This is a genomic window from Pseudomonas sp. NPDC087358, assembly GCF_044900785.1.
Taxonomy (GTDB): Bacteria; Pseudomonadota; Gammaproteobacteria; order Pseudomonadales; family Pseudomonadaceae; genus Aquipseudomonas.
The window spans coordinates 484,886-508,466 of sequence record NZ_JBJDOA010000005.1 but is presented as its reverse complement, the minus strand read 5'-3'; the positions used below and the strand labels follow the sequence as shown (position 1 = coordinate 508,466).

Annotated in this window: 21 protein-coding genes; 11 read left to right on the top strand and 10 right to left on the bottom strand. The window is 61.8% G+C overall.

The features are described from left to right. Window positions 1-215 precede the first annotated feature (215 nt). On the top strand, window positions 216-1,121 hold the full coding sequence (locus ACI2KS_RS15220) for a LysR substrate-binding domain-containing protein (protein ID WP_404621553.1): 906 nt from the start codon (window positions 216-218) through the stop codon (window positions 1,119-1,121). A 131-nt stretch (window positions 1,122-1,252) separates the two neighbouring features. On the opposite strand, the gene hemB is transcribed toward ACI2KS_RS15220, so the two are convergent. Together hemB and ACI2KS_RS15210 are read right to left on the bottom strand one after the other, a co-directional pair. Further along, window positions 1,253-2,227 (bottom strand): porphobilinogen synthase, encoded by a 975-nt coding sequence (gene hemB, locus ACI2KS_RS15215; protein ID WP_404621551.1) that lies wholly within the window; start codon window positions 2,225-2,227, stop codon window positions 1,253-1,255. A 209-nt stretch (window positions 2,228-2,436) separates the two neighbouring features. Continuing rightward, a complete protein-coding gene (locus ACI2KS_RS15210; protein WP_404621549.1) occupies window positions 2,437-2,970 on the bottom strand; it encodes a GNAT family N-acetyltransferase in 534 nt (177 codons plus the stop codon). Window positions 2,971-3,193: 223 nt separating this feature from the next. Here ACI2KS_RS15210 and ACI2KS_RS15205 point away from each other — a divergent pair, with 223 nt between their 5' ends. From ACI2KS_RS15205 to moaA, 7 genes are all read left to right on the top strand, one after another. Further along, complete coding sequence (locus ACI2KS_RS15205; RefSeq protein ID WP_404621547.1) at window positions 3,194-4,081, top strand: LysR family transcriptional regulator; 888 nt, start codon at window positions 3,194-3,196, stop codon at window positions 4,079-4,081. Window positions 4,082-4,129: 48 nt separating this feature from the next. Continuing rightward, window positions 4,130-5,065 (top strand): class I SAM-dependent methyltransferase, encoded by a 936-nt coding sequence (locus ACI2KS_RS15200; RefSeq protein ID WP_404621545.1) that lies wholly within the window; start codon window positions 4,130-4,132, stop codon window positions 5,063-5,065. A 291-nt stretch (window positions 5,066-5,356) separates the two neighbouring features. Further along, window positions 5,357-6,214 carry a hypothetical protein gene (locus tag ACI2KS_RS15195; protein ID WP_404621543.1) on the top strand — a complete coding sequence of 286 codons (858 nt, stop codon included), beginning with the start codon at window positions 5,357-5,359 and terminating at the stop codon, window positions 6,212-6,214. A gap of 116 nt (window positions 6,215-6,330) precedes the next feature. Beyond that, window positions 6,331-6,696 carry a hypothetical protein gene (locus ACI2KS_RS15190; protein WP_404621542.1) on the top strand — a complete coding sequence of 122 codons (366 nt, stop codon included), beginning with the start codon at window positions 6,331-6,333 and terminating at the stop codon, window positions 6,694-6,696. Between the two features lie 315 nt (window positions 6,697-7,011). Continuing rightward, window positions 7,012-8,367 (top strand): cation:proton antiporter, encoded by a 1,356-nt coding sequence (locus ACI2KS_RS15185; protein ID WP_404621540.1) that lies wholly within the window; start codon window positions 7,012-7,014, stop codon window positions 8,365-8,367. Window positions 8,368-8,719: 352 nt separating this feature from the next. Beyond that, the gene (locus ACI2KS_RS15180) at window positions 8,720-9,547 is read left to right on the top strand and encodes a formate/nitrite transporter family protein (protein ID WP_404621538.1); all 828 of its coding nucleotides are present in this window, start codon (window positions 8,720-8,722) and stop codon (window positions 9,545-9,547) included. Window positions 9,548-9,623: 76 nt separating this feature from the next. After that, the gene (gene moaA, locus ACI2KS_RS15175) at window positions 9,624-10,622 is read left to right on the top strand and encodes a GTP 3',8-cyclase MoaA (RefSeq protein WP_404621536.1); all 999 of its coding nucleotides are present in this window, start codon (window positions 9,624-9,626) and stop codon (window positions 10,620-10,622) included. On the opposite strand, the gene ACI2KS_RS15170 is transcribed toward moaA, so the two are convergent. The 5 genes from ACI2KS_RS15170 to ACI2KS_RS15150 form a co-directional block, all read right to left on the bottom strand. Further along, complete coding sequence (locus ACI2KS_RS15170) at window positions 10,553-10,972, bottom strand: hypothetical protein (protein WP_404621534.1); 420 nt, start codon at window positions 10,970-10,972, stop codon at window positions 10,553-10,555. The genes moaA and ACI2KS_RS15170 overlap by 70 nt on opposite strands. Window positions 10,973-11,064: 92 nt before the next feature. Next, window positions 11,065-14,148: an efflux RND transporter permease subunit gene (locus ACI2KS_RS15165; protein ID WP_404621532.1), complete on the bottom strand. Its 3,084-nt coding sequence runs from the start codon at window positions 14,146-14,148 to the stop codon at window positions 11,065-11,067. Continuing rightward, complete coding sequence (locus ACI2KS_RS15160; protein WP_404621530.1) at window positions 14,145-15,356, bottom strand: efflux RND transporter periplasmic adaptor subunit; 1,212 nt, start codon at window positions 15,354-15,356, stop codon at window positions 14,145-14,147. Before ACI2KS_RS15160 ends, ACI2KS_RS15165 begins: the two co-directional genes overlap by 4 nt. After that, the gene (locus ACI2KS_RS15155; protein WP_404621528.1) at window positions 15,353-16,738 is read right to left on the bottom strand and encodes an efflux transporter outer membrane subunit; all 1,386 of its coding nucleotides are present in this window, start codon (window positions 16,736-16,738) and stop codon (window positions 15,353-15,355) included. The genes ACI2KS_RS15160 and ACI2KS_RS15155 overlap by 4 nt, the downstream gene beginning before the upstream one ends. A 292-nt stretch (window positions 16,739-17,030) precedes the next feature. Beyond that, a complete protein-coding gene (locus tag ACI2KS_RS15150) occupies window positions 17,031-17,732 on the bottom strand; it encodes a response regulator transcription factor (protein ID WP_404621527.1) in 702 nt (233 codons plus the stop codon). 147 nt (window positions 17,733-17,879) lie between these two features. Here ACI2KS_RS15150 and ACI2KS_RS15145 point away from each other — a divergent pair, with 147 nt between their 5' ends. The 3 genes from ACI2KS_RS15145 (at window position 17,880) to ACI2KS_RS15135 (ending at window position 20,275) form a co-directional block, all read left to right on the top strand. Next, a complete protein-coding gene (locus tag ACI2KS_RS15145; protein ID WP_404621525.1) occupies window positions 17,880-18,569 on the top strand; it encodes a winged helix-turn-helix domain-containing protein in 690 nt (229 codons plus the stop codon). Continuing rightward, on the top strand, window positions 18,547-19,932 hold the full coding sequence (locus tag ACI2KS_RS15140) for a sensor histidine kinase (RefSeq protein WP_404621523.1): 1,386 nt from the start codon (window positions 18,547-18,549) through the stop codon (window positions 19,930-19,932). Before ACI2KS_RS15145 ends, ACI2KS_RS15140 begins: the two co-directional genes overlap by 23 nt. A 139-nt stretch (window positions 19,933-20,071) precedes the next feature. After that, the gene (locus tag ACI2KS_RS15135) at window positions 20,072-20,275 is read left to right on the top strand and encodes a co-regulatory protein PtrA N-terminal domain-containing protein (protein WP_404621521.1); all 204 of its coding nucleotides are present in this window, start codon (window positions 20,072-20,074) and stop codon (window positions 20,273-20,275) included. Window positions 20,276-20,284: 9 nt separating this feature from the next. Here the strand turns inward: ACI2KS_RS15135 and ACI2KS_RS15130 are convergent, their stop codons facing one another. The 3 genes from ACI2KS_RS15130 to pqqA all read right to left on the bottom strand — a co-directional run bounded on the left by ACI2KS_RS15130 (window position 20,285) and on the right by pqqA (window position 23,392). Beyond that, window positions 20,285-22,015: a NahK/ErcS family hybrid sensor histidine kinase/response regulator gene (locus tag ACI2KS_RS15130; RefSeq protein ID WP_404621519.1), complete on the bottom strand. Its 1,731-nt coding sequence runs from the start codon at window positions 22,013-22,015 to the stop codon at window positions 20,285-20,287. After that, window positions 21,999-23,162 (bottom strand): alcohol dehydrogenase-like regulatory protein ErcA, encoded by a 1,164-nt coding sequence (ercA, locus tag ACI2KS_RS15125; protein WP_404621518.1) that lies wholly within the window; start codon window positions 23,160-23,162, stop codon window positions 21,999-22,001. Before ercA ends, ACI2KS_RS15130 begins: the two co-directional genes overlap by 17 nt. A gap of 158 nt (window positions 23,163-23,320) precedes the next feature. Further along, window positions 23,321-23,392: a pyrroloquinoline quinone precursor peptide PqqA gene (gene pqqA / locus ACI2KS_RS15120; RefSeq protein ID WP_020289857.1), complete on the bottom strand. Its 72-nt coding sequence runs from the start codon at window positions 23,390-23,392 to the stop codon at window positions 23,321-23,323. Between the last annotated feature and the right edge of the window lie 189 nt (window positions 23,393-23,581).

The window sequence follows — 23,581 nt, the reverse complement described above, 5'->3', positions numbered from 1 at the left end:
CTACCAGCACGGCGCCGCACGATGCGACGCCACGCAACGATTACAAGGGCAGAGAGCAGCGAGAAAATCCGGCGCGGTGGTGCAGATGCCACTGCGCTTGAACATCGCGTCCGTCTGTGCGGAAGCGTCGATGGCGAAAACAGTTATAAAGCCTCTGGCTCATGCCAACAAATGACAATACATTGGTCACCCATACCGAATTGATATGGCCTGCCATGAACTTCAAACAAGTCGAAGCCTTTCGCGCCGTGATGTTGAGCGGCTCGATGACCGCAGCCGCCGAGTCGCTGCACACCTCGCAACCCAACATCAGCCGCCTGATTGCGCAGCTCGAGCGCAACAGTGGCTTCAAGTTGTTCGAGCGCGTGGGTGGCCGTCTGCTGCCAACGGATGAAGGCGCGGCGTTGTTCGCCGATGTGGAGCGGGCCTTCATCGGCCTGCAAAGCCTGGAAAAGTCGGCGCAGAACATCCGCCGTGGCGGCACCGGCCAGCTGCGCATTGCCGCTGTGCCATCGCTGTCGCTGACCCTGTTGCCCAAGGTCATCCAGCGCTTTCGCCAGGAGAACCCGCAGGTGGCGATTTCCATCCACACCACTGACTCGCCCATGGTTGCGCACTGGGCAGCGTCGCAGTTCTGTCACCTGGGCCTGGCGTCGTATGTGGGTGAAGAAATGCCCGGCGTGCGCACTCAGAAGATCTGCGATGTGCCTGGGGTGTGCGTGTTCCCCAAAGGCCATCGGCTCGGGCTGCTGGCGTCGGTGGGACCGGAGGATCTGGATGACGAGGAATTTATATCGCTGTCACTGAACGACGGCTCGCGCACCCGCGTCGATCGGGTGTTCGCGGGGGACAAGGAGCGTCGCAAGCTGAACCTGGAGACACCCTACGCAGCGACGGTGTGCTCGCTGGTAGCACTGGGACTGGGGGTGAGCATCGTCAGCCCGATGGTGGCGCTGGAGTACCTGCACATGGGCATCGAAACCCGCCCGTTTCGTCCGCACATCCGCTTCTCGACGTATCTGCTGCTGCCCGAGGACCGACCGCAAAGCCTGCTGAGTCAGCGCTTTGGCGTGCTGATCCATGAAATGCTCACCGAGGCGAGCAAGGAATGGCAGGTGTAGCAGGGTCTGAAGTATCACGGTCGTTATAGGAGCCGGCTTGCTGGCGAAGACAATCGGTCGACGATGGCGATATCGATTGGCATACCGCTTTCGCCAGCGAGCCGGCTCCTACAGGATATCGCGCATCGGGTTCAAATCCCGCTCAGCGCCAGGTCCATCGCAAAGTAGGTGAAGATCAGGTCCGCGCCGGCACGCTTGATCGCGCCCAGGCTTTCGCGCACCACTCGCCCTTCGTCGATGGCACCGGCCTGGGCACCGAACTTGATCATCGCGTATTCGCCGCTGACCTGGTACGCCGCCAGTGGCAGGTTCGAGGCCTCACGGATATCACGAATGATGTCCAGATAAGCGCCCGCCGGTTTGACCATCAAGGCGTCAGCGCCCTCGGCTTCATCCAGCAACGATTCGCGCACGGCCTCGCGGCGGTTCATCGGGTTCATCTGGTAGCTCTTGCGGTCACCCTTGAGCGCCGAACCGCCCGCTTCGCGGAAAGGCCCATAAAGCGACGAGGCGAACTTGGTCGAGTACGCCATGATCGGCGTCTGGGTGAAACCGGCAGCATCCAGCGCAGCGCGGATGGCCCGCACCTGTCCGTCCATCGCAGCAGACGGCGCAATCACGTCGGCGCCGGCACGTGCGGCCATGACCGCCTGCTTGCCAAGGTTTTCGATGGTCGCGTCGTTGTCGACCTGGGCACCGTGCATCACGCCGCAGTGACCGTGGTCGGTGTATTCACAGAAACAGGTATCGGACATCACGATCATTTCCGGCACGGCGGCCTTGATGGTCCGCGAGATCCGCGACACCAGCCCGTTTTCCTGCCAGGTGTCACTGCCGGACGCATCCAGGTGATGGGAGACGCCGAAGGTCATGACCGACTTGATCCCGGCGCGGGCATAACGCTCGATTTCCTGAGCCAGCTTCGACTCGGGGATACGGCTGACGCCCGGCATGCTGTTGATTGGCACGAAGTCGTCGACTTCCTCTTCGACGAAGATCGGCAGCACCAGATCGTTCAGGGTGAATTCGGTTTCCTGGAACAGCGCACGAAAGTTTTCGTTGCTGCGCAGGCGACGGGGACGAGCGGCGGGAAACACACTGGACATGGCAGTTCCTGAAAAAAATCCGAAAAACCCCCGGACGGCAGGTGCCCGGGCGGTATCAATGGCGCGAAGCTTATGCCTGCTGCGTGTTCGATTCAAATATCAGGGCGATAAAGATAATTGTCGATCAGGCAACAATGCGCCAGCAATGGGACCTATCGTCGCAGGAACCGACCCGCCGTATGGGCCGGTGCGCATCACACGGCCCACCGTCAAACGGCGGGCAAACTGCTTGAACCTTCCCCCAGTTCGCGCTGCATCAGCACGGTGTCGAGCCAACGACCGTGCTTGAAACCCACCGATTCGAACACCCCGACCGTACGAAAACCGTGGCGCTGATGCAGCCGAATCGAGGCAATGTTTTCACTGTTGCCGATGACCGCGACCATCTGCCGGCGGCCACCCTCGGTGCAGCGCGCGATGATCAGGCCCAGCAGCGCCTGGCCGATGCCCAGACCGCCCAGGCCGTCACGCACATAGACCGAGTCCTCGACGGTAAAACGATAGGCCGGGCGCGGTCGGTACAGCGTCGCATAGCCATAGCCCACCACTTCACCGTCGCGCTCGGCGACCAGATAAGGCAATCCGTGACTGCGCACGTCAGCGAGGCGCTGGAGCATCTGCGCCAGGGTCGGCGGCTCCAGTTCGAAACTGGCTGTGCCATGAATCACGTGCTGGGCATAGATCGCCCGCACGGTGGGCATGTCGTCTTCATGGGCGTCGCGCAGGATCAGGTCTTGGGTCATGTGGCTTCTTCTTGATAATCAATGGACAGCGTTCAACCAAACTGCAGACCGCTCCAGCTAATCTTTAGCAGTCCGGCTTACCGGCGGCAGCAGTTATAAACACCCTACCGCCGGCAAGCCGTAGGGCTACACGGAGTTCAGCAATACGCGGCGCAATGATGCCGTTCGTCGCAATCAAAACAAAGCTATGATCCGTCATCCTCAGCATAAGTAAAACTTTGCCATGCAACGGCTTAACCTTAACCATCTGCACACCTTCGCCCAGGTCATCCAGCACGGCAGCTTTTCTGCTGCCGCCCAACGACTGGGACTGACTCAGCCCGCCGTCAGCTTGCACATTCGCCAACTCGAAGCACGCCTGAACCTGCGCCTGATCGAACGCGTCGGCAAGCGCATCAAGCCTACCTCGGCCGGCAGCACCCTGCTCGAGCATATAGGGCGCATTGACGCGGTGGTCGAGGACGCTCTGCTCGACCTGTCCAGCCATGCCCAGGGGGTCGCCGGCCAGGTCGTCATTGGCACCGGCGCCACCGCCTGCATCCACCTGTTGCCGCCGCTCCTGCAAGTCCTGCGGCGACAGTTTCCGGCGCTGGATGTACGGGTCAGTACCGGCAATACCGATGGCATTTTGCGTGCAGTCGAGGAAAATCGCCTGGACCTTGCACTGGTCACGCTGCCAGCAGGCGGGCGCAGCCTGTCAGTCACACCGCTGCTGGATGACGAGTTCGTGGCGATCTTCAGCCATGAGCAGCAGGACCTGCCAGCCGTTATCACGGCCCAGGCCCTGGGCGACTGGCCGCTGGTGGTGTTCGAAGCCGGCAGCAGTACCCGATTACTGATCGATGAGTGGTACCTGCAGGCCGGGTTGCGGGTCAAACCGGTGATGGAACTGGGCAGTATTGAGGCGATCAAGGAGCTGGTCGCCGCAGGCCTGGGTTACAGCATCGTGCCACGCATGGCGGTGGCCGCAGAACATCATCGACGGGGTTTGCAGGTGCATGCGCTGATGCCACCGCTGCGGCGGACTCTGGGGGTCGTCCTGCGCCAGGACAAGCCGCTGGGCAAAGCCTTGCGCCAGGTACTGCACGCGCTGCAGACGCTGGCGCCCTGATTGGGTTTAGAATGCCGCCCTTTCTCACTGCAGACCTGCCGCCCACCGATGAACTCCGACGCGCTCGACACCCTCAACCAACACCTGCTTGCCGCCCTGGCCCCTGCTCCGGGCGAAACCCGCCGCCTGTTTCACGGTCGGGGCCGACGCTGGCCGGGCCTGGAGCAACTGACCGTCGACTGGATGCAAGGCGTGGTGCTGGTGTCACTGTTCAAGGAACCGGCAGGCGAAGAGCTTGAGGCGTTAAAGGGTCTGCTGCTGAACCTGGTACAGACTGCAACGTGGAAGGCTTGTCAGGGGCACACCCTGCTGCTGCAGCACCGCTACCTGCCCGACAGCCAGACCGAGGCCCTGTTGGGCGAAGTCCTGGACGAATGGACCCTCACCGAAGGCGGGCTGCGCTATCTGGTTGATTTTGGCAAGAAACAGAACACCGGGCTGTTCCTTGACATGCGCTACGGCCGCGACTGGGTGCGCGCCAACGCCTCGGGCAAACGCGTCCTCAACCTGTTCGCCTACACCTGCGGTTTTTCCGTCGCAGCCATCGAGGGCGGCGCGGATTTCGTGGTCAACCTGGACATGTCCCGCGCGGCACTGAGCCGTGGCCGCGACAACCATCGTCTTAACGGCCATGACCTGAACAAGGTCAGCTTTCTGGGGCATGAGCTGTTCAAATCCTGGGGCAAGGTGAAAAGCGGCGGGCCGTATGATCTGGTGATCATCGACCCGCCATCGTTTCAGAAAGGCAGCTTCCTGTTGACCAAGGACTACCAGCGCGTGCTGCGCAAATTGCCGGAATTACTCAGCGCCCAAGGCACGGTGCTGGCCTGCATGAATGACCCGGCGATGGGCGAGGATTTCCTGATCGAGGGCGTGATGCGCGAAGCGCCCGGGTTACGCTTCGAACAGCGACTGGACAACCCGCCGGAGTTTGCCGATGTCGAGCCGTTGGGCGGACTGAAAGCGCTGGTGTTTCGGCAGTGAGGCTGAACACTGTGGCGTAGCAGCACGGCTTGCCGGCAATGGCGTCCTCCAGACCGCTGTCGTCGGCAAGCCAGAGGGCTGCAGAAAAAGCAGCGACGAGCGATAAGACCAAGCTGCAAGAAAAGGCATGCACGCGCGATTGCTACCTGTCATCACCGTTTCGGCCAGGTCGCAACAAACGTAGGACATTTCCTTGTCTTTCGATGAAATGTCCTGATCTGCTGAGGAGTACGGACAGCGGTATGGTCCAGTTTTTATATTGCCGATCCTTTCTCTTGAGGTTCGGCCCCCATGAGTGGTCCCTACGCGTTCATCAACGACAAGCACCAGCACTATTCCACGATCAAACTCAGCTTGCACCTCAGCCCTGATGCCGCCTTCAAATTCGACACGGTGAACATTCATCTGCGTGATCAATGGGTGACGCCCGGCCAGATCGTGATCATTCCTGACACCCACTCAATCTCCTGCACCGCACAGGAGGCCCGCATGATGGAAGCCGCCCGCGTTGTCAGTCGCGCGTTTGGACACAGCGGCGAGGACGTTGGAACTTTAGTCGTTCAGAACTATGACTTGCTGCAGAGTCTGCTCGGTTATTCCGGACTTCTGATCGACAGTGCAGGCGGTTCGTGGGCCAGGCACTTGGATGGGGTCATCAACACGCTGAACGAGATCAACCGTGATCACAAGCTCTACTTGCGCCGGGGAACGCCCATTGCGCGAGTAGAGTTTCTAAACAGACGGCAAGTGTTGTTTCAAACACTGGATACTCAACTGGCCGGCATGGCTCGTTATGGCGCTGGTCTGCGTAACCGAGGTTCCATCAAAAAAATGCTCGGCATTTCAACCCGCAGCTACATGCACAACGGCACGATCAAAGGCTATGCGCAGAAAATCAACGGGATGTCCCGCACTGCGAAGTTTTTGAAGAATGGAACCTACGTCGGGTGGGGATTGACGACGACAGCAAGTGCCATAGAAGTTCAGCAGGCGTGCTCAAGAGGACGCGCAGACGTGTGTACTCGCGCGAAATATGTGGAAGCCACTAAGCTGGCCGGGAATATCGCCCTTGGTAGCTATGGGAGCGCTCTGGGCGTAACGGCTGGCACCTGGACATGCGCTGTGGTGCTTGGGGCGCCTACGGTATGAACCGGCGCCATCGCATGTGCCGTAATCGGTATGGCCGCTGGTGGTCTCATCGGAGGTACCGCCGGTGAGGCCGCGGGTGAACGGGTCGGCGACAAGCTTTACGAGGCAGTGGGAAAATGACGCTTCTCGAATCCGTGGCTGTTACTATTTTTGCGATTAATATCCTGAACTTTCCGATACTGGTGTTCATGGCAAAACGCTCCATTGAAACCACCGATATTTTGCTGAAGCACAGTCCAATCATTGAACGACTTGATCAGTTTGCCGGACGCACACATTTAAACAGCCAACTCAGCAGGATGTTACTGCTGAGCATGGCCTTGATTTGCGAGCCAATGCTCAGAAAGAAAGCGCTTTTTGATCCTGTCGAGTTGCGAGCTTTTCCGCGACGAACCTTTTACTGGATACAAATCCCCTCCCTGATTGCGACGAGCTCTTTTGTGATCACCCTCCTTTGGTGGCTTACGACACGTTTTCGTTAGTCATGCATTAGCTCAGGGTTCGTCATCGCTCGAGACGGTTAAATGCTGCTCCTTTTGTCTTCAAACACCTGCGGAGGCCGGCGCAGCACCGCATCGAACGGATTGATCTTCTTGGTGATCGCCGCGTGATGAGGATCTTAATGTCTGGCCCGGCACGCTTGGCAGTGGATTCGACGCCGCTCGCGCTGGCACCGCCGTGGCGCTACAGGGTTTAGCGCGTTAAACATCACTAATACACGATTTGTTTCAACTATCCCCGCCCGTCACAGTCACACAAAGAACGCAAGCTACCTTCCACTCGTTTAAAGAGGCCGGATGAGTTTCATTCTTTGCATGACCGTGTTTGGTGTCCTGCTGATGCTGCTGGCACTGACCTCCTCTTATCTGCGCTGGCTGCCGGTGACGACTTCAGCGGTGTGCCTGGCGTTTGGTGCCTGCATCGGCCCTTGGGGCCTGGACCTGGTGCATCTGGACGTGCGTGAGGCGCGCCACTGGCTGGAGCGTCTGACCGAAATCGCAGTGCTGTTTTCGCTGTTCAATACTGGCATCAAGCTGCGCCTGCCGCTGCACCGCAAAGCCTGGCATTCGGCCTATCTGCTGGCTGTGCCGGTGATGCTCGCCAGCATCGTCGGGGTGTGCCTGGTCGCCCATTATCTGTTTGATCTGTCCTGGGCGGTGGCGCTGCTGCTGGGGGCCATGCTCTCGCCCACCGACCCGGTGCTGGCCGGGCTGGTGCAGGTGAACAATGCACAGGATTTCGATCGGGTGCGTTTTGGCCTCTCCGGCGAGGCAGGCTTGAACGACGGTACGGCCTTTCCCTTCGTCATCTTCGCCCTACTGTTCATCGGCCATGGCCCCGCCGATTTCAGCTGGGTCCAGGGCTGGCTGCTGAAAAACCTGCTGTGGGGCGTGCCTCTCGGGCTTCTGATCGGCTACGGCCTGGGGCGCGGTGTGGGCCACCTGATGATCTACCTGCGGATCAAAAACGCTGACAGCACCAGTTCGCCCAACGACTTCCTCGCGCTGGCCTTGATCGCGGTTGCCTACGTGGTTGCCGAAGGGCTGGGTGCGTTCGGATTTCTTTCGGTGTTCGCCGCAGGCCTGGGTCTGCGTCAGGCCGAGGTACGGACCACGCGTTCGGAGGTTCCCGCCGAGCACCTGGCCAAGCCGGTGCTGGGGCACATGCAGGCCGAACCTGAAGCCGCCATCGCCTCCAATCTTCAGGATCTGAGTCAACCGCAGCTCGCAGCCGGGGTGATGATGGGCGACATGCTGGTGTTCGGCAGTCTGGTGGAACGGGCCATGGAAGTGCTGCTGATCACCCTGCTTGGCGCCGCCATCGCCTTCTACTGGGACTGGCGAGCGATTGGCCTGGGCCTGGCGTTGTTCTGCGTGATCCGCCCCTTGAGCGTCTGGCTGTTGATCAGCGGGAATCTACTGACCCGCCCGCAAAAGGCGCTGGTCGGCTGGTTCGGGATTCGCGGCATCGGCACGCTTTATTACCTGTGCTACGCGCTGTCCCATGGATTGCCGGCGGACACCGTGCACACCACCATCGGCCTGACCCTGTCGGTGGTCGCGCTGAGCATTCTGCTGCACGGGGTCAGCATCCAGCCATTGCTGGAGCGCTACGAGCGCAGCATGCATGACCGCGCCGACGACTCGCCCTAGGCGTGGCAGTTTGACGCGCGCCGCTGGTCCTGCAGCGCAAGCCAGGCGGCTGCTGTCCGACGCAGAATTGAATCACGGGAACTGCGACGATAGACCGCATCGATCATTTCATCGGAACAAGCGATTGGACGCTCTACATCCGGATCGGTAGCTTGCTCATCAACTGATCAGGTCTTTGCGCGGCGCTTCTGAGTCGCAGCAAAAAACCACGGATCACTGCCTTCATATGGACCTGCCGTCGTGTCAGCCGACACGCTTGCGCACCAAGACCGGACTCTTGCAACCCATTCATATCTGCGTGGCCCGGCCTTGTGTCGAAGTGCCAGCCACTGTGCGCGAGTCCAGAAAAAACATGTCCATCAATACGCCGCAACAGATCGCTGAGCTCACCATCGAAGCCGGTGTGAAGAAATCCCACCTGCCCGCCCTGTCGATTCTGGTGCTGGGCTTTCTGGCCGGTGCCTTCATTGCCCTGGGTTTCCTGCTGGACATCCATGTCAGCACCATGATCCCCGGCCCATGGGCGTCTCTTGGCAATCTGCTGGGCGCCGCGGTGTTCCCGATCGGGCTGATACTGGTCATCCTCGCCGGGGGTGAATTGCTCACCGGCAACATGATGAGCCTGCCGACAGCGCTGTTCGCCGGGCGCATCTCGCTCGGCGCCGTGGCGCGCAATTGGGTGCTGGTGACGTTCGCCAACCTGCTCGGCGCCCTGTTCATCGCCTACTTTTTCGGCCACGTGCTGGGCCTGACCGAGGGTGCCTACCTGGCCAAGACACTGGCCATCGCCAAGGCCAAGGTCGGTGCCGACTTCAGCCAGGCATTCATTTCCGGGATTGGCTGCAACTGGCTGGTGTGCCTGGCGGTGTGGCTTTCGTACGCCAGCAAGGACGTCACCGGCAAGATCCTCGGCATGTGGTTTCCGATCATGGCGTTCGTGGCCATCGGCTTTCAGCATGTGGTGGCGAACATGTTCGTGATTCCCGCAGCGATCTTCGCCGACGCCCTGAGCTGGGCGCAGTTCGTCGAAAACTTTTTCGCCGTATTCCTGGGCAATGCCGTCGGCGGCGCGATTTTCGTCGGGCTGGCGTACTACGTGTCATATTCCAAGACGCTACCGGCCTCGGCAAACAGTGAAAATGCTGCCATGATCGAGCAGCCGGTCAGCCAGAAAATTTAACGAGCCCCTCCTTGGATTGTCCCAGGGTCATATGGGTGCACCGCTTCTGCCACGTTATATGCTGTCGAGAGAATCAATGTCAGATCGAGTCCTGATAGACGGGTATTCACGCAAAGTCGATTACGTTCGTATGTCGGTGACCGATCGCTGCGACTTTCGCTGCGTGTACTGTATGGCGGAGGACATGACCTTTCTGCCGCGCCAGCAGATCCTGTCCCTGGAGGAGATCCAACAGATTGCCGAACGCTTCGTTGCCCTGGGCACGAAAAAGATTCGCCTGACCGGCGGCGAGCCGCTGGTGCGTGCCGGGATCGTCGGTCTGTGCAAGAACATCGCAGCCCTGCCCGGCCTGCGCGAACTGTGCATGACCACCAACGGCTCGCAACTGGAAAAACTCGCAGCACCATTGTTCGAGGCCGGGCTCAAGCGACTGAACATCAGCCTCGACAGCCTGGATCCCACCCGCTTCAAGGAGCTGACCCGTACCGGTGATCTGAGTAAGGTCATCGCCGGCATTGACGCGGCCAACGCGGCGGGATTCATCCACACCAAGCTCAATTGCGTGGTCATGCGAGGGCGCAACGATCACGAAATCAACGATCTGGTGGCCTTCGCCATCGACCGCGGCCTGGACATCACCTTCATCGAAGAGATGCCGCTGGGCGTCATCAGCGAGCACAGCCGCGCCGAATCGTTTTTCTCCAGCGACCAGGTGCGCGACAAGATCGCCGAGCGCTACACCCTGATCAACTCCACCGAATCGACCCAGGGGCCGTCGCGCTACTGGCGTCTGGCCGAAGCGCCGGGCATCCGCGTCGGCTTCATCTCCCCCCACAGCCACAACTTCTGCGCCACCTGCAATCGCGTGCGCGTCACCGTCGAAGGGCGACTGTTGCTGTGCCTTGGTAACGAGCACTCGGCCGACCTCAAAGCGGTCCTGCGCGCCAACCCAGGCCAGCCGGAAAAGCTCGAAAACGCCATCATCAACGCCATGAAGCTCAAGCCCTACAAGCACAATTTCGAAATCAACGACGACGTGCAAGTGGTGCGATTCATGAACATGACAGGCGGCTGACAAGCCCATCCCCCTGCCCTGTAGCCGTCCGCTTGCCGCAGCGCGACTTCAAGACCGCTGCCGCCGGCAAGCCGTGCGGCTTCAGCGTGATCGTAGACGCGGAGCGTCAGGTGCGTCGTTACCACGCGGAGCGTGGGAACGATCAGGTGATTGATGGCGGACCCCGATTTCCCGCACATACCCCCCTTGTAGCCGTCCGGCTTGCTGGCGGTGGCGATTTCAAACCCGCTGCCGCCGGCAAGCCGTGCGGCTTCAGCGTGATCGTAGACGCGGAGCGTCAGGTGCGTCGTTACCACGCGGAGCGTGGGAACGATCAACGACGACGTGCAAGTGGTGCGCTTCATGAACATGACAGGCGGCTGACAAGCCCATCCCCCTGCCCTGTAGCCGTCCGGCTTGCCGGCGGTGGCGATTCAAAGGCCGCCGTCGGCAGACGCTGCGGCTAGGACAGGTCGAGGATAGCTGCCTCACTCGCCTTGCTTTCTCTGCGCAAGCGGCTGAACCACAAGTACACCACTGGCGTGGTGTACAGCGTCAGCAGTTGGGAGACCGCCAGGCCACCGACGATCGCGATGCCCAACGGCTGGCGCAGCTCTGCGCCGGCGCCGTGGCCGAACGCCAGAGGAACGGCCCCGAGCAGCGCGGCCAGCGAGGTCATCAGGATCGGACGCAGGCGCAGCAGGCATCCTTCGCGTACCGCTTGTTGCGGCGACAGGCCGCGGTGTTCGGCTTCCAGGGTGAAGTCGACGATCATGATCGCGTTCTTCTTGACGATACCGATCAGCAGGATGATGCCGATCATTCCCAGCACTGACAGATCCTGACCACACAGGATCAACGCCAGCAGCGCGCCGAATCCGGCCGACGGCAAGGTCGAGATGATCGTCAGTGGATGAATCGCGCTTTCGTACAGCACGCCAAGAACGATGTACACCGTCAGGATCGCTGCCAGAATCAGCCAGGGTTGGGTCTTGAGCGAGTCTTGAAAGGCCTGGGCTGTGCCCTGGAAACTGCCAATGACGCTGTCCGGTAGCGCTGCCTGCAGGGAGGCCTGTTGAATCGCCGTCACCGCCTCGCTCAGGGCATGCCCGGGGGCAAGGTCGAACGACAGCGTGATCGACGGGAACACGCCCTGATGGTTGATGACAATCGGCATCTGCTGATACTCGATGCTGGCCAGCAGATTGAGCGGCACCAACGACCCCGAGCTTGAGCGCACGTACAGGTGGCTCAAGGTCGAGACCGACAACTGCCACTGCGGATCGACCTCCAGAATCACATGATTCTGGTCCAGCTGAGTGAACATGGTCGCGACCTGGCGCTGACCGAAGGCGTCGTAGAGCACATCATCGATCGCCTGAACCGTGACCCCCATGCGTGCCGCCGTCGCCCGATCGATCAGCAGCGTCGCCTGGGAAATCGCGCGCTGCTGATCAGAGGTCACGTGCTGCAACTGCGGCAGTTTTTTCAGCGCGTCCAGCAGCACCCCGCTCCAGTGATCAAGCTCCAGGCTGTCCGGGTCCTGCAAGGTGTACTGGTACTGGGTCTTGCTGGCCCGGCCGCCGATCTGGATATCCTGGTTGGCCTGGAGGAACAACTTGATACCGTCCACCTTGTCCAGCTGTGGCTGCAGGCGAGCAATCACTTGTTGCGCAGACGCCGTGCGTTCGCTGAAGGGCTTGAGGTTGACCATGACCCGCCCCTGGCTGATGGTCGGGCTGGGGCCGACCCAGGAATACACCCTGGCGACATCCGGATCCTGCCCGACGACCGCCACCAGCCGGGCTACCTGTGCACTCATGGCCTTGGGTGAAATGTCCGGCGCAGCCTCGGCGATGCCGGTAATCAGGCCGTTATCCTGCTGGGGAAAGAAGCCTTTGGGGATGTACACATACAGCGCCGCGGTGGCCAATACGGTGGCCAGCGCCATCGCCAGGGTGATGCGCTGGTGGCCCAGCACCCAATCCAGGCTGCGCTCGTAGCCATCATGGACCGCCTTCAATACCCGCTCGCAGGCCCGGGAAAACCGCCCCTGGGTGGCAGCGTCTTGATGCTTGAGCAGCCAGCCGCAAAGCATCGGCGTGATGGTCAGGGAGACCACGCAGGACATCAGAATCGCCACGCTGACGGTCACCGCGAACTCGCGCATCAGGCGACCGACAATCCCTCCCATCAGCAGGATCGGCAGAAACACGGCAATCAGCGACACCGTCATCGAGACAATCGTGAAGCCCACCTCGCGCAAGCCCTCGGCGGCGGCCTGCATGTTCGATTTGCCCATTTCCAGGTGGCGAACGATGTTTTCCATCACCACGATGGCGTCGTCCACGACAAACCCCACGGCGATGGCCAGCCCCATGATCGACAGATTGTCCAGGCTGTAGCCCAGCAGGTACATGACCGCGAAGGTGCCCACCAGCGACAGCGGGATGGTCATGGCCGGGATCAGCGTCGCCGTCGGCTTGCGCAGAAACAGGAAAATCACGATGACCACCAGCGCCACGGACAACAGCAAGGTGAATTGCACGTCGTTGACCGACGCTTCGATGGTCTGCGTGCGGTCGCCCACCACCTGCACCTGTACGTCCCTGGGCAGCGAAGCGGTCAGGCTCGGTAACTGCGCCTTGATGTTCTGGATCGTCGACAGCACGTTGAAGCCTGGCTGTTTATGGATGTCGACGATGACCGTCGACTGATCGCCAATGATCGCCGACTGCTGGGTGTCCTCAGCGCCGTCGATCACCCGCCCCAGATCCCCCAGCTTGATCGGCACGCCGTTCCTATAGGCAATGACCTGCTCGCGGTAGCCTTTGGGATCAAGCAACTGGTCGGTGGCGCCAAGCGTGACCGAGCGGTATTGGCCGTCGAGGCTGCCCTTGGGCTGATCCAGGGTACTGCTGCCGATGACGCTGCGCACATCCTCCAGGGTCAGGCCGCGGGCCGCCAGGGCGTCCGGATCGATCTGGATACGCACCGCTGGCTTCTGTTCACCGTGGAAGTCCACCAGGCCCACGCCCGGCATCTGCGACAGCCGCTGGGCAATGTAGTTATCGGCATACAGGTCCAGTTGTGGTAGCGCCCGCACCGGCGAAGTCACCGCCAGCGACAACACCGTGCCCTCTGCCGGGTTGACCTTGTTGAAGGTCGGCGTGCTGGTCATGGTCTTGGGCAGATTGGGCGTCGCCGTGTTGATCGCAGTCTGTACGTCCTGAGCCGCGCCATCGATATTGCGCGACAGGTCGAACTGCAAGACGATCTGGGACTTGCCGGCGGCGCTGGTGGAGGTCATCGAAGTGACCTGAGGCACCGCTGCGAATGCCCGCTCCAGTGGCGTCGCGACGGACGAAGCCATGGTCTCGGCGCTGGCCCCGGAGAGTTTGGCCGTGACCTGGATGGTGGGGAAATCCACGGTCGGCAATGGCGCCACCGGCAGCTGGAAATAGGCGAAGCCGCCCAGCAGCAGCACGCCCAGCGCCAGCAGGCACAGGCCAACGCGGTGGTGAATCAGACCCGACAGTCCGTTCATCGACGCGCCTCCAGGTTGACCACTGTCTGATCCGCTGGCTTCGCTTGCGCGGTATTGCCGTCGGTTGTCACCGACGCCACCACCACCCCGGGTGCGATGCGCGACTGGCCCTGTACCACCACGGTTTCGCCAGGGTTGAGCCCGTCACGAATCCATTGCTGGCCGTTGACCACGACGGCGGCGTCCACCTGCCGTGGCTGAACCCGCTGGTCGCTGCCGACCACATACACATAACGACCTTTGGCGCCGTCCTGCACCGCCGTTGCCGGCACCACCGTGGCGTCACGCTGTGTGGTGACCAGCAGCCGCGCACTGACCAGCTCCCCCGGCCATAACTGGCTCTGGCCGTTGTCGAACTCGGCCTTGAGCTGGATCTGACCGGTCGCCGCCGACACCTGACTGTCGATGAAACTCAGGTGTCCGCTGGCGATTTTCTGCTTGCCGTCACGGGTCATCGCCACCACTTGCAGCGCCTGACGGGCGTTTTCCTGAAGAATGCGTGGCAGTTCGTCCTGGGACACGGCAAAGGCCACACTGATCGGGTTCATCTGAGTGAGGGTGACCAGGCCGGTCGCTTCCGAGCCATGCGCGATGGCGCCGACGTCCAGCAGGCGCTGCCCGGTCCGGCCGGTCAGCGGGGCGGTGACGGTGGTGAAGCCCAGTTGCAGACGGGCATTGTCCAGCGCCGCCTGATCGGCCTGAACCGTGGCCTGCTGTGCGGCCAGTTGCGCGCGGTATGTGTCGACGTCCTGGGTGGGACCCGCTTTGGCGGCAGCGAGGTTGACCGCGCGCTCAAGGTTGACCCGCAGATTGGCCAGTTGCGCCTGGTCCTTGGCCACCATCGCCTGTGCCTGGGCCACCTGGGCCTGATAGACCCGCGGATCGATCTGCGCCAGAGGGCTGCCTGCGGTGACCATCTGGCCCTCATCGAACAGCACCTTCTGCAGCTCACCGTCGACCCGGACCCGGACGTTGACCGTATTGAGCGCCTGTACGCTGCCGATCGCGTCGACCCAGATCGGCAAATCCTGGCGCTGCGCCTGCTGCATTTGCACGGGCACCGCGCTGTCAGGTTTGACGGCGACAGCGGTCAGCGATTTGCCGGTCCAGAAGAGGCGTGCCGTAACGGCCACGGCAATCAGCACAAGCACCACAACAATGAGCCGCAGCGGGCGTCGCGAGTGAGTCTGGCCGGGAGTTGAGCTCATGGGTGGTTTGCCTGAACAGAAGTTGATGAGGACGTCGCCGGGATCACGCTGGCGGCGATGTTGGCGGCGCAAAAGTCGCCGCCCAGGGCGCGGAACAGACCGACGGCGGCCTGAAGGTGCAGCAGCCGCACCTGCAGCAAGGTGTCTTCGGCCTGGTATTGCGTACGCTCGACGATCAGCAGGGTCTGAAAATCGGTCGATCCCAGTCGGTAGCGCACCTGCGCCAGGCGCGCGGCTTCACGGGCCGAATCCACGGCGGCGTGGTTGATCCGGTAGCTGTTATCCAGCTCATGGGCAGCACTGAGCTGGGTTTCGACATCCTGCAGCGCTTCGATCACCGATTCGCGATAGCTGGCGGTCAGTTCCTGGACATGTGCCTTGTCCAGACGCAACTGGCCGCTCAACTGGCCACCGGCAAACACCGGCTGTCCAAGGGTGGTAATGGCGCTCCAGATACCACTGCCGGTGAGTGTGTCGACCCCGCCGAGCAGATCCAGTGACAGGTTCGGCAAGAAGGCCGCACGGGCGACGCCCACGTCGAAGTTGGCCGACTGCAACCGCGCCTCCGCCGCCTGAATGTCCGGGCGCTGGCGCAGCAGACCGACCGGCAGACCAGCACTGGGCTGTGGCACCGGCACTTGCTGCAAACCGCTCTGACCAAGCCTGAACCCTTCAGGCGGCGCGCCAACCAGTATCGCCAGTTGATAGAGCGCCTGATCGCGCTGTTGGCGCAACGTCGGAAGCGCTGCCTGAAAGGTCTGCAAGGCGTTGCGCTGCTGTTCGACCTCAAGGTTGGAGACCGCGCCCTGGCTTGCCTGCACCTGCACCAGATCCAGGACCTGCTCGGCGTCGGTGGCGATCGACTGAGCCAGACGCAGGCGGTCTTGCAGCGACAGCACCTGAAAATAGGCATTGGCGATGTCGGCGCTGAGGGTCATGCGCAGCGTCTGCGCATCGAACACGCTGGCATTGGCCAAGGCTTTGGCCGAGTCCGCGGCAGCGCGCTGCTTGCCCCAGAAATCCACTTCATAGGTCGCTTCGGCGAACACACTGCGTTTTTCGGTGGTGCCGTAATTGTTCTGGCGCTGCGAATTGCCACCCAGCGACAGGATCGGATATTGCCCGGCGCCAACCACCTGGGCCGAGGCGCGGGCCTGATCGATGCGACTGATCGCTGCCTTGAGCGTGTAGTTGTCATCCAGGCCCCGCTGCATCAGGGCATCGAGTTCGGGGCTGTGGAATTCATGCCACCAGGCAGCCCCCGGCCGGGAGTCGCTGGCCGCAGGCTTTTCGGCTGTCCATGCACTCGCCAGCAGCAGGTCCGGCTGATGCCAGGCCGGAACCAGCGAGCACCCGCCAACCAGCAGCATGGCGCCGAACATCACGGACCGGATCGACCGCTGCAGCGTGCACCGAAGAAATAAGGGAGGTGGCGTGCCGACCATACGTAAGCGTGTCTCCAAAACCGGGCGAGGCAATTCTCGTTCTGGTCAGGACACTAACAAGGCCGGCATGGCGCCATGTTCTCCCGCGGATAAACTTTTGTTTAGGTTCAGGCAGTCCGGCTTGCCGACGATCTGCGGCGAACGGGCACGCCTTGCATAGCGGTCCGGCTTGCCGGCGGCCGCGACCTGTAGATCGTCACTGCTGGCAAGCCGTGCTGACAGGGCGTTGTCAACCTGGCGACGCCGCTTCAGGCTCGAGCAGCAAGCGATAGCCGGCGCCCGGTACCGTCTGGATCAGCGAACAGGCAAGCCCGTCATCGAGTTTTCGCCGCAGGCGGTAGATATGCTTGTCGATGACGTTGTCGATCGGATCAAAATCGTAATCCCAGGCCGCCTCCAGCAGCATGCTGCGGGTGACGACCTCGTCGCAGTGGCGCATGAGCTTTTCCAGGATCAACGATTCGCGGTGCTGCAGGGTGATGGTCTTGCCGTCTCGGCTGGCTGTGCGAGAGGCCACGTCCAGCTGCAACCTGCCGGCGCGCAACGCTCCGGAACCGGCCCCCGGTAGTTGATCACGCCCGCGCACCAGGGCATCGAGGCGCGCCAGGACCTCGACGAAGGCATAGGGTTTGGCCAGGTAGTCGTCGCATCCGGCGCGCAAGCCTTCGACACGTTGCGCGGTCGAATCCAGGGCACTGAGCATCAACACCGGCGTGCGGACGCCCTGGCGTCGCAGCGCCTGGACCAGCGAGATTCCGTCGAGCAACGGCAGCTTGCGATCGACGATCAGCACGTCGTGAATGCCCTCCAGCGCCATGTCCAGCCCGCTGCGGCCGTCCTCGACGCTATCGACCACGTGCCCGCTTTCACTCAGGCCGCGCACCAGATACGCCGCCGCACGCGCGTCATCCTCGATTACCAGCACTCTCACAGTCGACTCCTGCCCGGCGAAACTAAACTTTTTTTCAGGTTGGCGCGACCTTTCGGCCATGCTTGCACAGGCACACTATGCCAACAGACTGCGCAAAACACAGCCTCGGCCTGTGGCCACCCCTTGATCATCCATTGTGAAGTGCCCATGACCCACGTATTGGTCGTCGAGGACGACATCGCTACCGCAAGAGAAATCGAAGCAGCGCTTCAGGACCATGGCTTTGAAGTGAGCTGCACCGACAACGGCCGCGATGGCCTGGTCCGAGCCATCAGCGACAGCTACGACATCATCGTCCTGGACCGCATGCTGCCTGGCGCGCTGGACGGTCTGGGCATGCTTACCGCCCTGCGCGCCTCCGGCATCAGCACCCCGGTATTGATTCTCAGCGCCCTGAGCGCCCTGGACGAGCGTGTGCGCGGCTTGCGTGCCGGCGGCGATGACTACCTGACCAAACCTTTCGAATTCATCGAGTTGACCGCGCGCCTGGACGCCCTCGCCCGTCGCCGCAGCGCGCCGAGCGAAGAGCGCGTCAGCCGCCTGAAGGTCGCCAATCTGGAACTCGACCTGCTGCGCCGCAACGTGCGCCGTGGTGAACGGCAGATCGACCTGCTGCCGCGTGAATACGCACTGCTGGAATACCTGGCGCGACATGCAGGCCAGGTCGTGACCCGGACCATGTTGTTCGAAGCCGTGTGGAATTACAGCTACGACGAAAGGACCAATGTCATCGAAGTGCATATGGGTCGCCTGCGGCGCAAGGTCGACGCTGAAGGCGAGGAACAGATGATCCATACCATCCGTGGAGCAGGCTATGTTCTCCGTGCACCTGAGTGAAATCCCGCGCACCATCAGTTTCCGCACGGCATTGATGTCGCTGGCCCTGTTCGGCTTTTCGTTTCTCGGCCTGTTCGGCTACATCTACTGGCAGACCGCGGGTTACCTGACCGCAGAAACCGATGTCGCCCTGCACCGGCAGATCGATAATCGCAGCGCGCAGCCGGCCGACCTGCGCCTGCAGGAAATCCGCAAGCACACCGGTCAGGACATCGAGGGACGCCTGCCCCACAGCCTGTTCGACGCGCAGGGCAAGCTGATCGCTGGCGCCATCGGACAACTGCCCGCCTTCAGCGGCTACGACAAAGGCAATGAGTTTGTCTGGGACAAGGGCCACGGCCATCACCGCCCGGTGCGCTTCATGGTGCATCGCCTGGAAGACGGCCAGACCCTGCTGGCCGCGCAAGACATTCATGACATCCGCGAATTCGACGAACTGCTGGTCAATGCGCTGATATCCGGAGGCTCACTGTTGCTGGTGGTGGGCTTGCTCGGCGCCGTGCTTCTTGGCTATTCGGCCAGGCGTCGGCTCGACACCCTCAGTCGCTCGATCGAACGCATCGTCAAGGGCGAGCTGACCGAGCGTCTGCCGACCCGTGGCAATGGCGACGATATCGACCGCATCGCCACCGTGGTCAACCAGATGCTCGATGAGCTCGAACGGCTGATGAGTGAGGTCAAGGGCGTTTGCGATGACATCGCGCATGACCTGCGCACCCCCTTGACCCGCCTGCTGGCCGGGCTGGAGCGGGCCCAGCGACGCAACCTTCGCGAAGAACAATATGCTGCTGCCATCGACGCCGCGATTGAAGACGCGCGCGGACTGCTCTCGACCTTTCGTGCCCTGCTGCGCATCTCGGAAATCGAAGCCAGCGCGCGGCGCAGCAATTTTGCCCGGATCGACCTCAACCGGATCTGTGAGGACGCCGCCGAGTTCTTCGAGCCGTTGGCCGAAGAAAAGGCCATCCGCTTGCAGTTTTTGCCAAGCGCGGCACCCTGCCTGCTGTTCGGTGATGCGCAGCTGTTGTTCGATGCCACCTGCAACCTGCTCGACAACGCGATCAAGTTTTCTCCCGACGGTAGCCTCGTCAGCCTGCAAGTCATCAGCGACCTGACACGCGCCGGCATACGTGTCAGCGACAACGGCCCAGGCATTCCCGAACCCGAGCGCGATGCGGTATTTCGCCGTCTGTACCGCTCAGAGTCCAGCCGCCACACCGCCGGCAACGGTCTGGGTCTGAGCATGGTCTGGGCCGTGGCCAAGCTGCACGAAATGACCGTGCAAGTGCGCGATGCGCAACCCGGTTGCCAGATCGAACTGGTCGGACTGTCGATGGAAATCGAGCTGCTCAAGCGCGCTTGACGGCGCCCGAGACAAGCCTGTCAGAAAATTCATGTGTCGGGGAAATCAGTGAAATACGCGGCTTCGTACCATGGCCCCGTACTCACGACAAACCCGCTGATACAGCGGCTGACCTTCCCCGAACACTGGAGACACACCCATGAAATCTATCAAGACCCTTCTGATCGTGACCCTGATGACTGCATCGGTTGCTGCCATGGCCGAAGACGGCGGCGATAAGGTGGCCGAGCGCATGGATCAGGCCCGCCAGGTAGCGATGGCGCATTATCAACAACAGCAGGAACACGCCCAGGCCATCGCCGGCACCAAAGTCAAAAACAACGATGTCGAACGCTCGAACTGATCGTTGACCTCAGCCCAGCAACTGACTCACCACCGCTCGCAATTTCCCCGGCTTGACCGGTTTGTTCAGCAGCGGTGCGTTGAGTTTTTGCAGTGAGCGGCGGCACAGATCAGTACGGTCGGCGGTGATCATGACGCAGGGGATGTCCGTGGCGAAATGTTCGCGGATGTGGGCCACCACTTCGCAGCCGAGCACACCGTGGTCCAGGTGGAAGTCGAACAGGATCATCTCCGGCGCACGCTCCTGCAGAACGCTGTAGCAGGATGCCTGATCGGTGGCGATCAGCACCTCGCAGCCCCACTGGCCGAGCAAGGCGGCCATGCTCTCGAGGATGCTGGTTTCGTTGTCCAGCACCAGCAGGCGGCGGCCGGGCAATGGATTACCGGCGCCCGGCAGCTGCTGGGTGACGACGCTGATGGGCACCGGCATCTGCGCCGACAACGGCACATCGATGGCAAACACCGAGCCTCTACCCGGCTGCGAACGCACCTGGATGCGACTGCCCAGAATGCGCCCGATGCGTTCGACGATCGCCAGTCCCAGCCCTACCCCCTTGCGGTCGGCGGCACGTCCGACGTCCAGCTGATTGAACTCCAGAAAAATCGAGTCCAGACGCTCTTCGGCGATACCGCGACCGGTGTCCCAGACCTCGATGCGCAAGCTGTCGCCCCGCTTGCGCGCGCCCAGCAGAATGCTGCCGTGCTCGGTGTAACGGCAGGCGTTGCTGAGGAAGTTACGCAGGATGCGCGTCAGCAGCCGCAGATCGGTGCGGATGGCGAACTGGCCGACTCGCGCGCGCAAAGCCAGGCCGGCTGCTGCCGCCACGGACTGGAATTCCGATACCAATGGCCCAAGCACTTCATCAAGGCGGTACAGATCGATGTCGGGCTGAATCGAGGCGCGGTCGAGCTTGGCGATGTCGAGCAGGTCAGTGAGCAGATCCTCCGCGCCTTCCAGGGCCTGATGGGTGCGTTCGACCAGGGTCTGCTCGGCGACCGGCAACGTGCGTTCGCGCAGGGTTGAAATCAATAACCGCGCAGCGTTCAGCGGCTGCAACAGGTCATGGCTGGCGGCGGCCAGGTATTTGTCCTTGCTGTGGTTGGCGGCCTCGGCGGCATCCCGTGCCTCGCGCAGGTCATGTTCGATCTGCTCGCGCTGGGCGATCTGCTGTTGCAGGTTGCAGTTGGCATCGAGCAACTCGTCGGTGCGCGCCGCGACCCGCAATTCCAGCTCGTCGTTGAGCTCTTGCAGGCGTTGCTGGGCCAGTTTGCGCTCGGTGATGTCGGCGACGAAACCTTCGAACAGCCCGTCTTCACCGGGCTTGAGCAGCAGGTTCATCAACACATCCAGATAACTGCCGTCCTTGCGCCGCAAGCGGGTCTCATAGCCTTGCAGGCTGCGCTCGCGCTGCAACACCTGGGCAATGGCATTCATCTCCACCCGCCCCCCGATGAACAGCGTGCTGGCCAGATCATCGAGAGACGACAGCACTTCGCGCTCGTCTCGGTAGCCAAGCATCCGCGCCAGGGCCGGATTGGTGGCGCGCAAACCTTCGTGCAGGCTGGCCTGGAAAATCCCATGCACGGCGTTTTCGAACAGCCATTTATAGCGGTTGCGCTCCGTCTCCAGCTCAGCCAGGCGCAGGGTCAGTTCCGGGTAATGACTCTTGCGGGTCGAGTGGTTGCCCAGCCCGAGCAGCGCGGTCAGTGCGCCTTGCTGCGTGTCAGAGGGCTTCGCCATAGACCACTTCGACATCGCGCTGGCTGGAAACCCGCGGGTTGGTGAGGATGCACGGATCGCCCATGGCGTGCTGCGAGAGAAACGGGATGTCGGCCATGCTCACACCGTGCAGGCCAAGGGTCTCGTGGAACCCCACCTGATGCTTGAGGGCGATCAGGTGCTCCACCAGGCGTTTGCTGATCGCCACATGATTCAGGCCACGGCAGTCGATGCCCAGGGTTTGGGCAATGACCTTGAAGCGATCCGGCGCCGAGGTGTAATTGAAGGCCACCACGTGTTCGACCAGCACCGCGTTGCACAGGCCATGGGGCAGGTCGAGAAAACCGCCCAGGCTGTGCGACATGGCATGCACGGCGCCGAGGATCGCGTTGGAGAATGCAAGCCCGGCCTGCATGCTGCCCAGCATGATTTTTTCCCGCAGGGCAATGTCGGCAGGGTTGGCGATCATCTGCACCAGGTTGCCGTTGATCAGGCGCATGGCTTCCAGCGCGTGTGGGTCGGTCAAGGGCCCGTGGCCGGTGGAGACGAAGGCCTCGATGGCATGCACCAGCGCATCGATGCCGGTACAGGCCGACAGGAAGGGGTCCATGCTCAGGGTGGTTTCCGGGTCGATCAACGAGACGTCCGGCACCACCGCCTTGCTGACGATGGAAAACTTCATGCGTTCCTGCTGATCGGAAATGATCACGAACTGCGACACATCGGCCGAAGTGCCGGCGGTGGTCGGAATCAGGATCAACGGCGGGCTTGGCACGCGGATGGTGTCGACGCCTTCGAACTCCAGAATGTTGCGCCCGTGGGCGACGGCGATGCCGATGCCTTTGCCGCAGTCCATGGGGCTGCCACCGCCCACCGCCACGATCACGTCACAATGATGCTCGCGATAGAGCTCGGCGCCGAGCATGACCTCTTCGACCCGCGGGTTGGGCGAGACGTTGCTGTAGATGAAGTAGTCAAGGCCCTGGGCCAGCAGGCTGGCTTCGACGTCGGCGACCCAGCCGGCGGCGATCACACCGGGGTCGCTGACCACCAGGACCTTGCGCGCACCGAAGGTCTTGGCGTAGTTGCCGACGCTGTGCCGGCTGCCCGCACCGAAAATGATTTCCGGGGACACGAATTTACGCAGCTGGTTAAGGCTCTGGCTCATATCAGGCGCATTCTTGTTGTTATTAGACAATGAGCGCCAGCCTAGAGCATCTGCGGGGTAATGCAATAAGACCAACGACTGACGGTGTCGGCTCATGGCGAAGGTCTGCGTGCAGGAAGATGAACCCGGTCAATCCGTTGATCGACCGGGAGTGCCCATTAACGGCTGGCGAAGTACATGGTCACTTCAAAGCCAATGCGCAGATCGGTGAACGCAGGTTTTTTCCACATGGGTCGTTCCTCGTGTTGTACCGCAGGTTGTGCCGAATGGGTTCGGCACAGGTATTAGCGCATGGGGGCGCTTAGAGGCGAATACTACTTTGGGACCGATTGGTGCAGGTGATGGTAGCAACGCGGCACACAACGATCGGGGGGACTTAAGATCAAGCCGGCCCAGACACCGCAGGCCTATAGCAGCAC

Bases quoted from the DNA above. Each gene is read 5' to 3' on its own strand.
- ercA (WP_404621518.1), bottom strand. From the start codon at position 23,162: ATGAGCCAGAGCCTTAACCAGCTGCGTAAATTCGTGTCCCCGGAAATC.
- hemB (WP_404621551.1), bottom strand. From the start codon at position 2,227: ATGTCCAGTGTGTTTCCCGCCGCTCGTCCCCGTCGCCTGCGCAGCAAC.
- ACI2KS_RS15140 (WP_404621523.1), top strand. From the start codon at position 18,547: ATGTTCTCCGTGCACCTGAGTGAAATCCCGCGCACCATCAGTTTCCGC.
- moaA (WP_404621536.1), top strand. From the start codon at position 9,624: ATGTCAGATCGAGTCCTGATAGACGGGTATTCACGCAAAGTCGATTAC.
- ACI2KS_RS15135 (WP_404621521.1), top strand. From the start codon at position 20,072: ATGAAATCTATCAAGACCCTTCTGATCGTGACCCTGATGACTGCATCG.
- ACI2KS_RS15160 (WP_404621530.1), bottom strand. From the start codon at position 15,356: ATGAGCTCAACTCCCGGCCAGACTCACTCGCGACGCCCGCTGCGGCTC.
- ACI2KS_RS15145 (WP_404621525.1), top strand. From the start codon at position 17,880: ATGACCCACGTATTGGTCGTCGAGGACGACATCGCTACCGCAAGAGAA.
- ACI2KS_RS15190 (WP_404621542.1), top strand. From the start codon at position 6,331: ATGACGCTTCTCGAATCCGTGGCTGTTACTATTTTTGCGATTAATATC.
- ACI2KS_RS15205 (WP_404621547.1), top strand. From the start codon at position 3,194: ATGCAACGGCTTAACCTTAACCATCTGCACACCTTCGCCCAGGTCATC.
- ACI2KS_RS15185 (WP_404621540.1), top strand. From the start codon at position 7,012: ATGAGTTTCATTCTTTGCATGACCGTGTTTGGTGTCCTGCTGATGCTG.
- ACI2KS_RS15200 (WP_404621545.1), top strand. From the start codon at position 4,130: ATGAACTCCGACGCGCTCGACACCCTCAACCAACACCTGCTTGCCGCC.
- ACI2KS_RS15130 (WP_404621519.1), bottom strand. From the start codon at position 22,015: ATGGCGAAGCCCTCTGACACGCAGCAAGGCGCACTGACCGCGCTGCTC.
- ACI2KS_RS15180 (WP_404621538.1), top strand. From the start codon at position 8,720: ATGTCCATCAATACGCCGCAACAGATCGCTGAGCTCACCATCGAAGCC.
- ACI2KS_RS15220 (WP_404621553.1), top strand. From the start codon at position 216: ATGAACTTCAAACAAGTCGAAGCCTTTCGCGCCGTGATGTTGAGCGGC.
- ACI2KS_RS15155 (WP_404621528.1), bottom strand. From the start codon at position 16,738: ATGTTCGGCGCCATGCTGCTGGTTGGCGGGTGCTCGCTGGTTCCGGCC.
- ACI2KS_RS15165 (WP_404621532.1), bottom strand. From the start codon at position 14,148: ATGAACGGACTGTCGGGTCTGATTCACCACCGCGTTGGCCTGTGCCTG.
- ACI2KS_RS15195 (WP_404621543.1), top strand. From the start codon at position 5,357: ATGAGTGGTCCCTACGCGTTCATCAACGACAAGCACCAGCACTATTCC.
- ACI2KS_RS15210 (WP_404621549.1), bottom strand. From the start codon at position 2,970: ATGACCCAAGACCTGATCCTGCGCGACGCCCATGAAGACGACATGCCC.
- ACI2KS_RS15170 (WP_404621534.1), bottom strand. From the start codon at position 10,972: ATGTTCATGAAGCGCACCACTTGCACGTCGTCGTTGATCGTTCCCACG.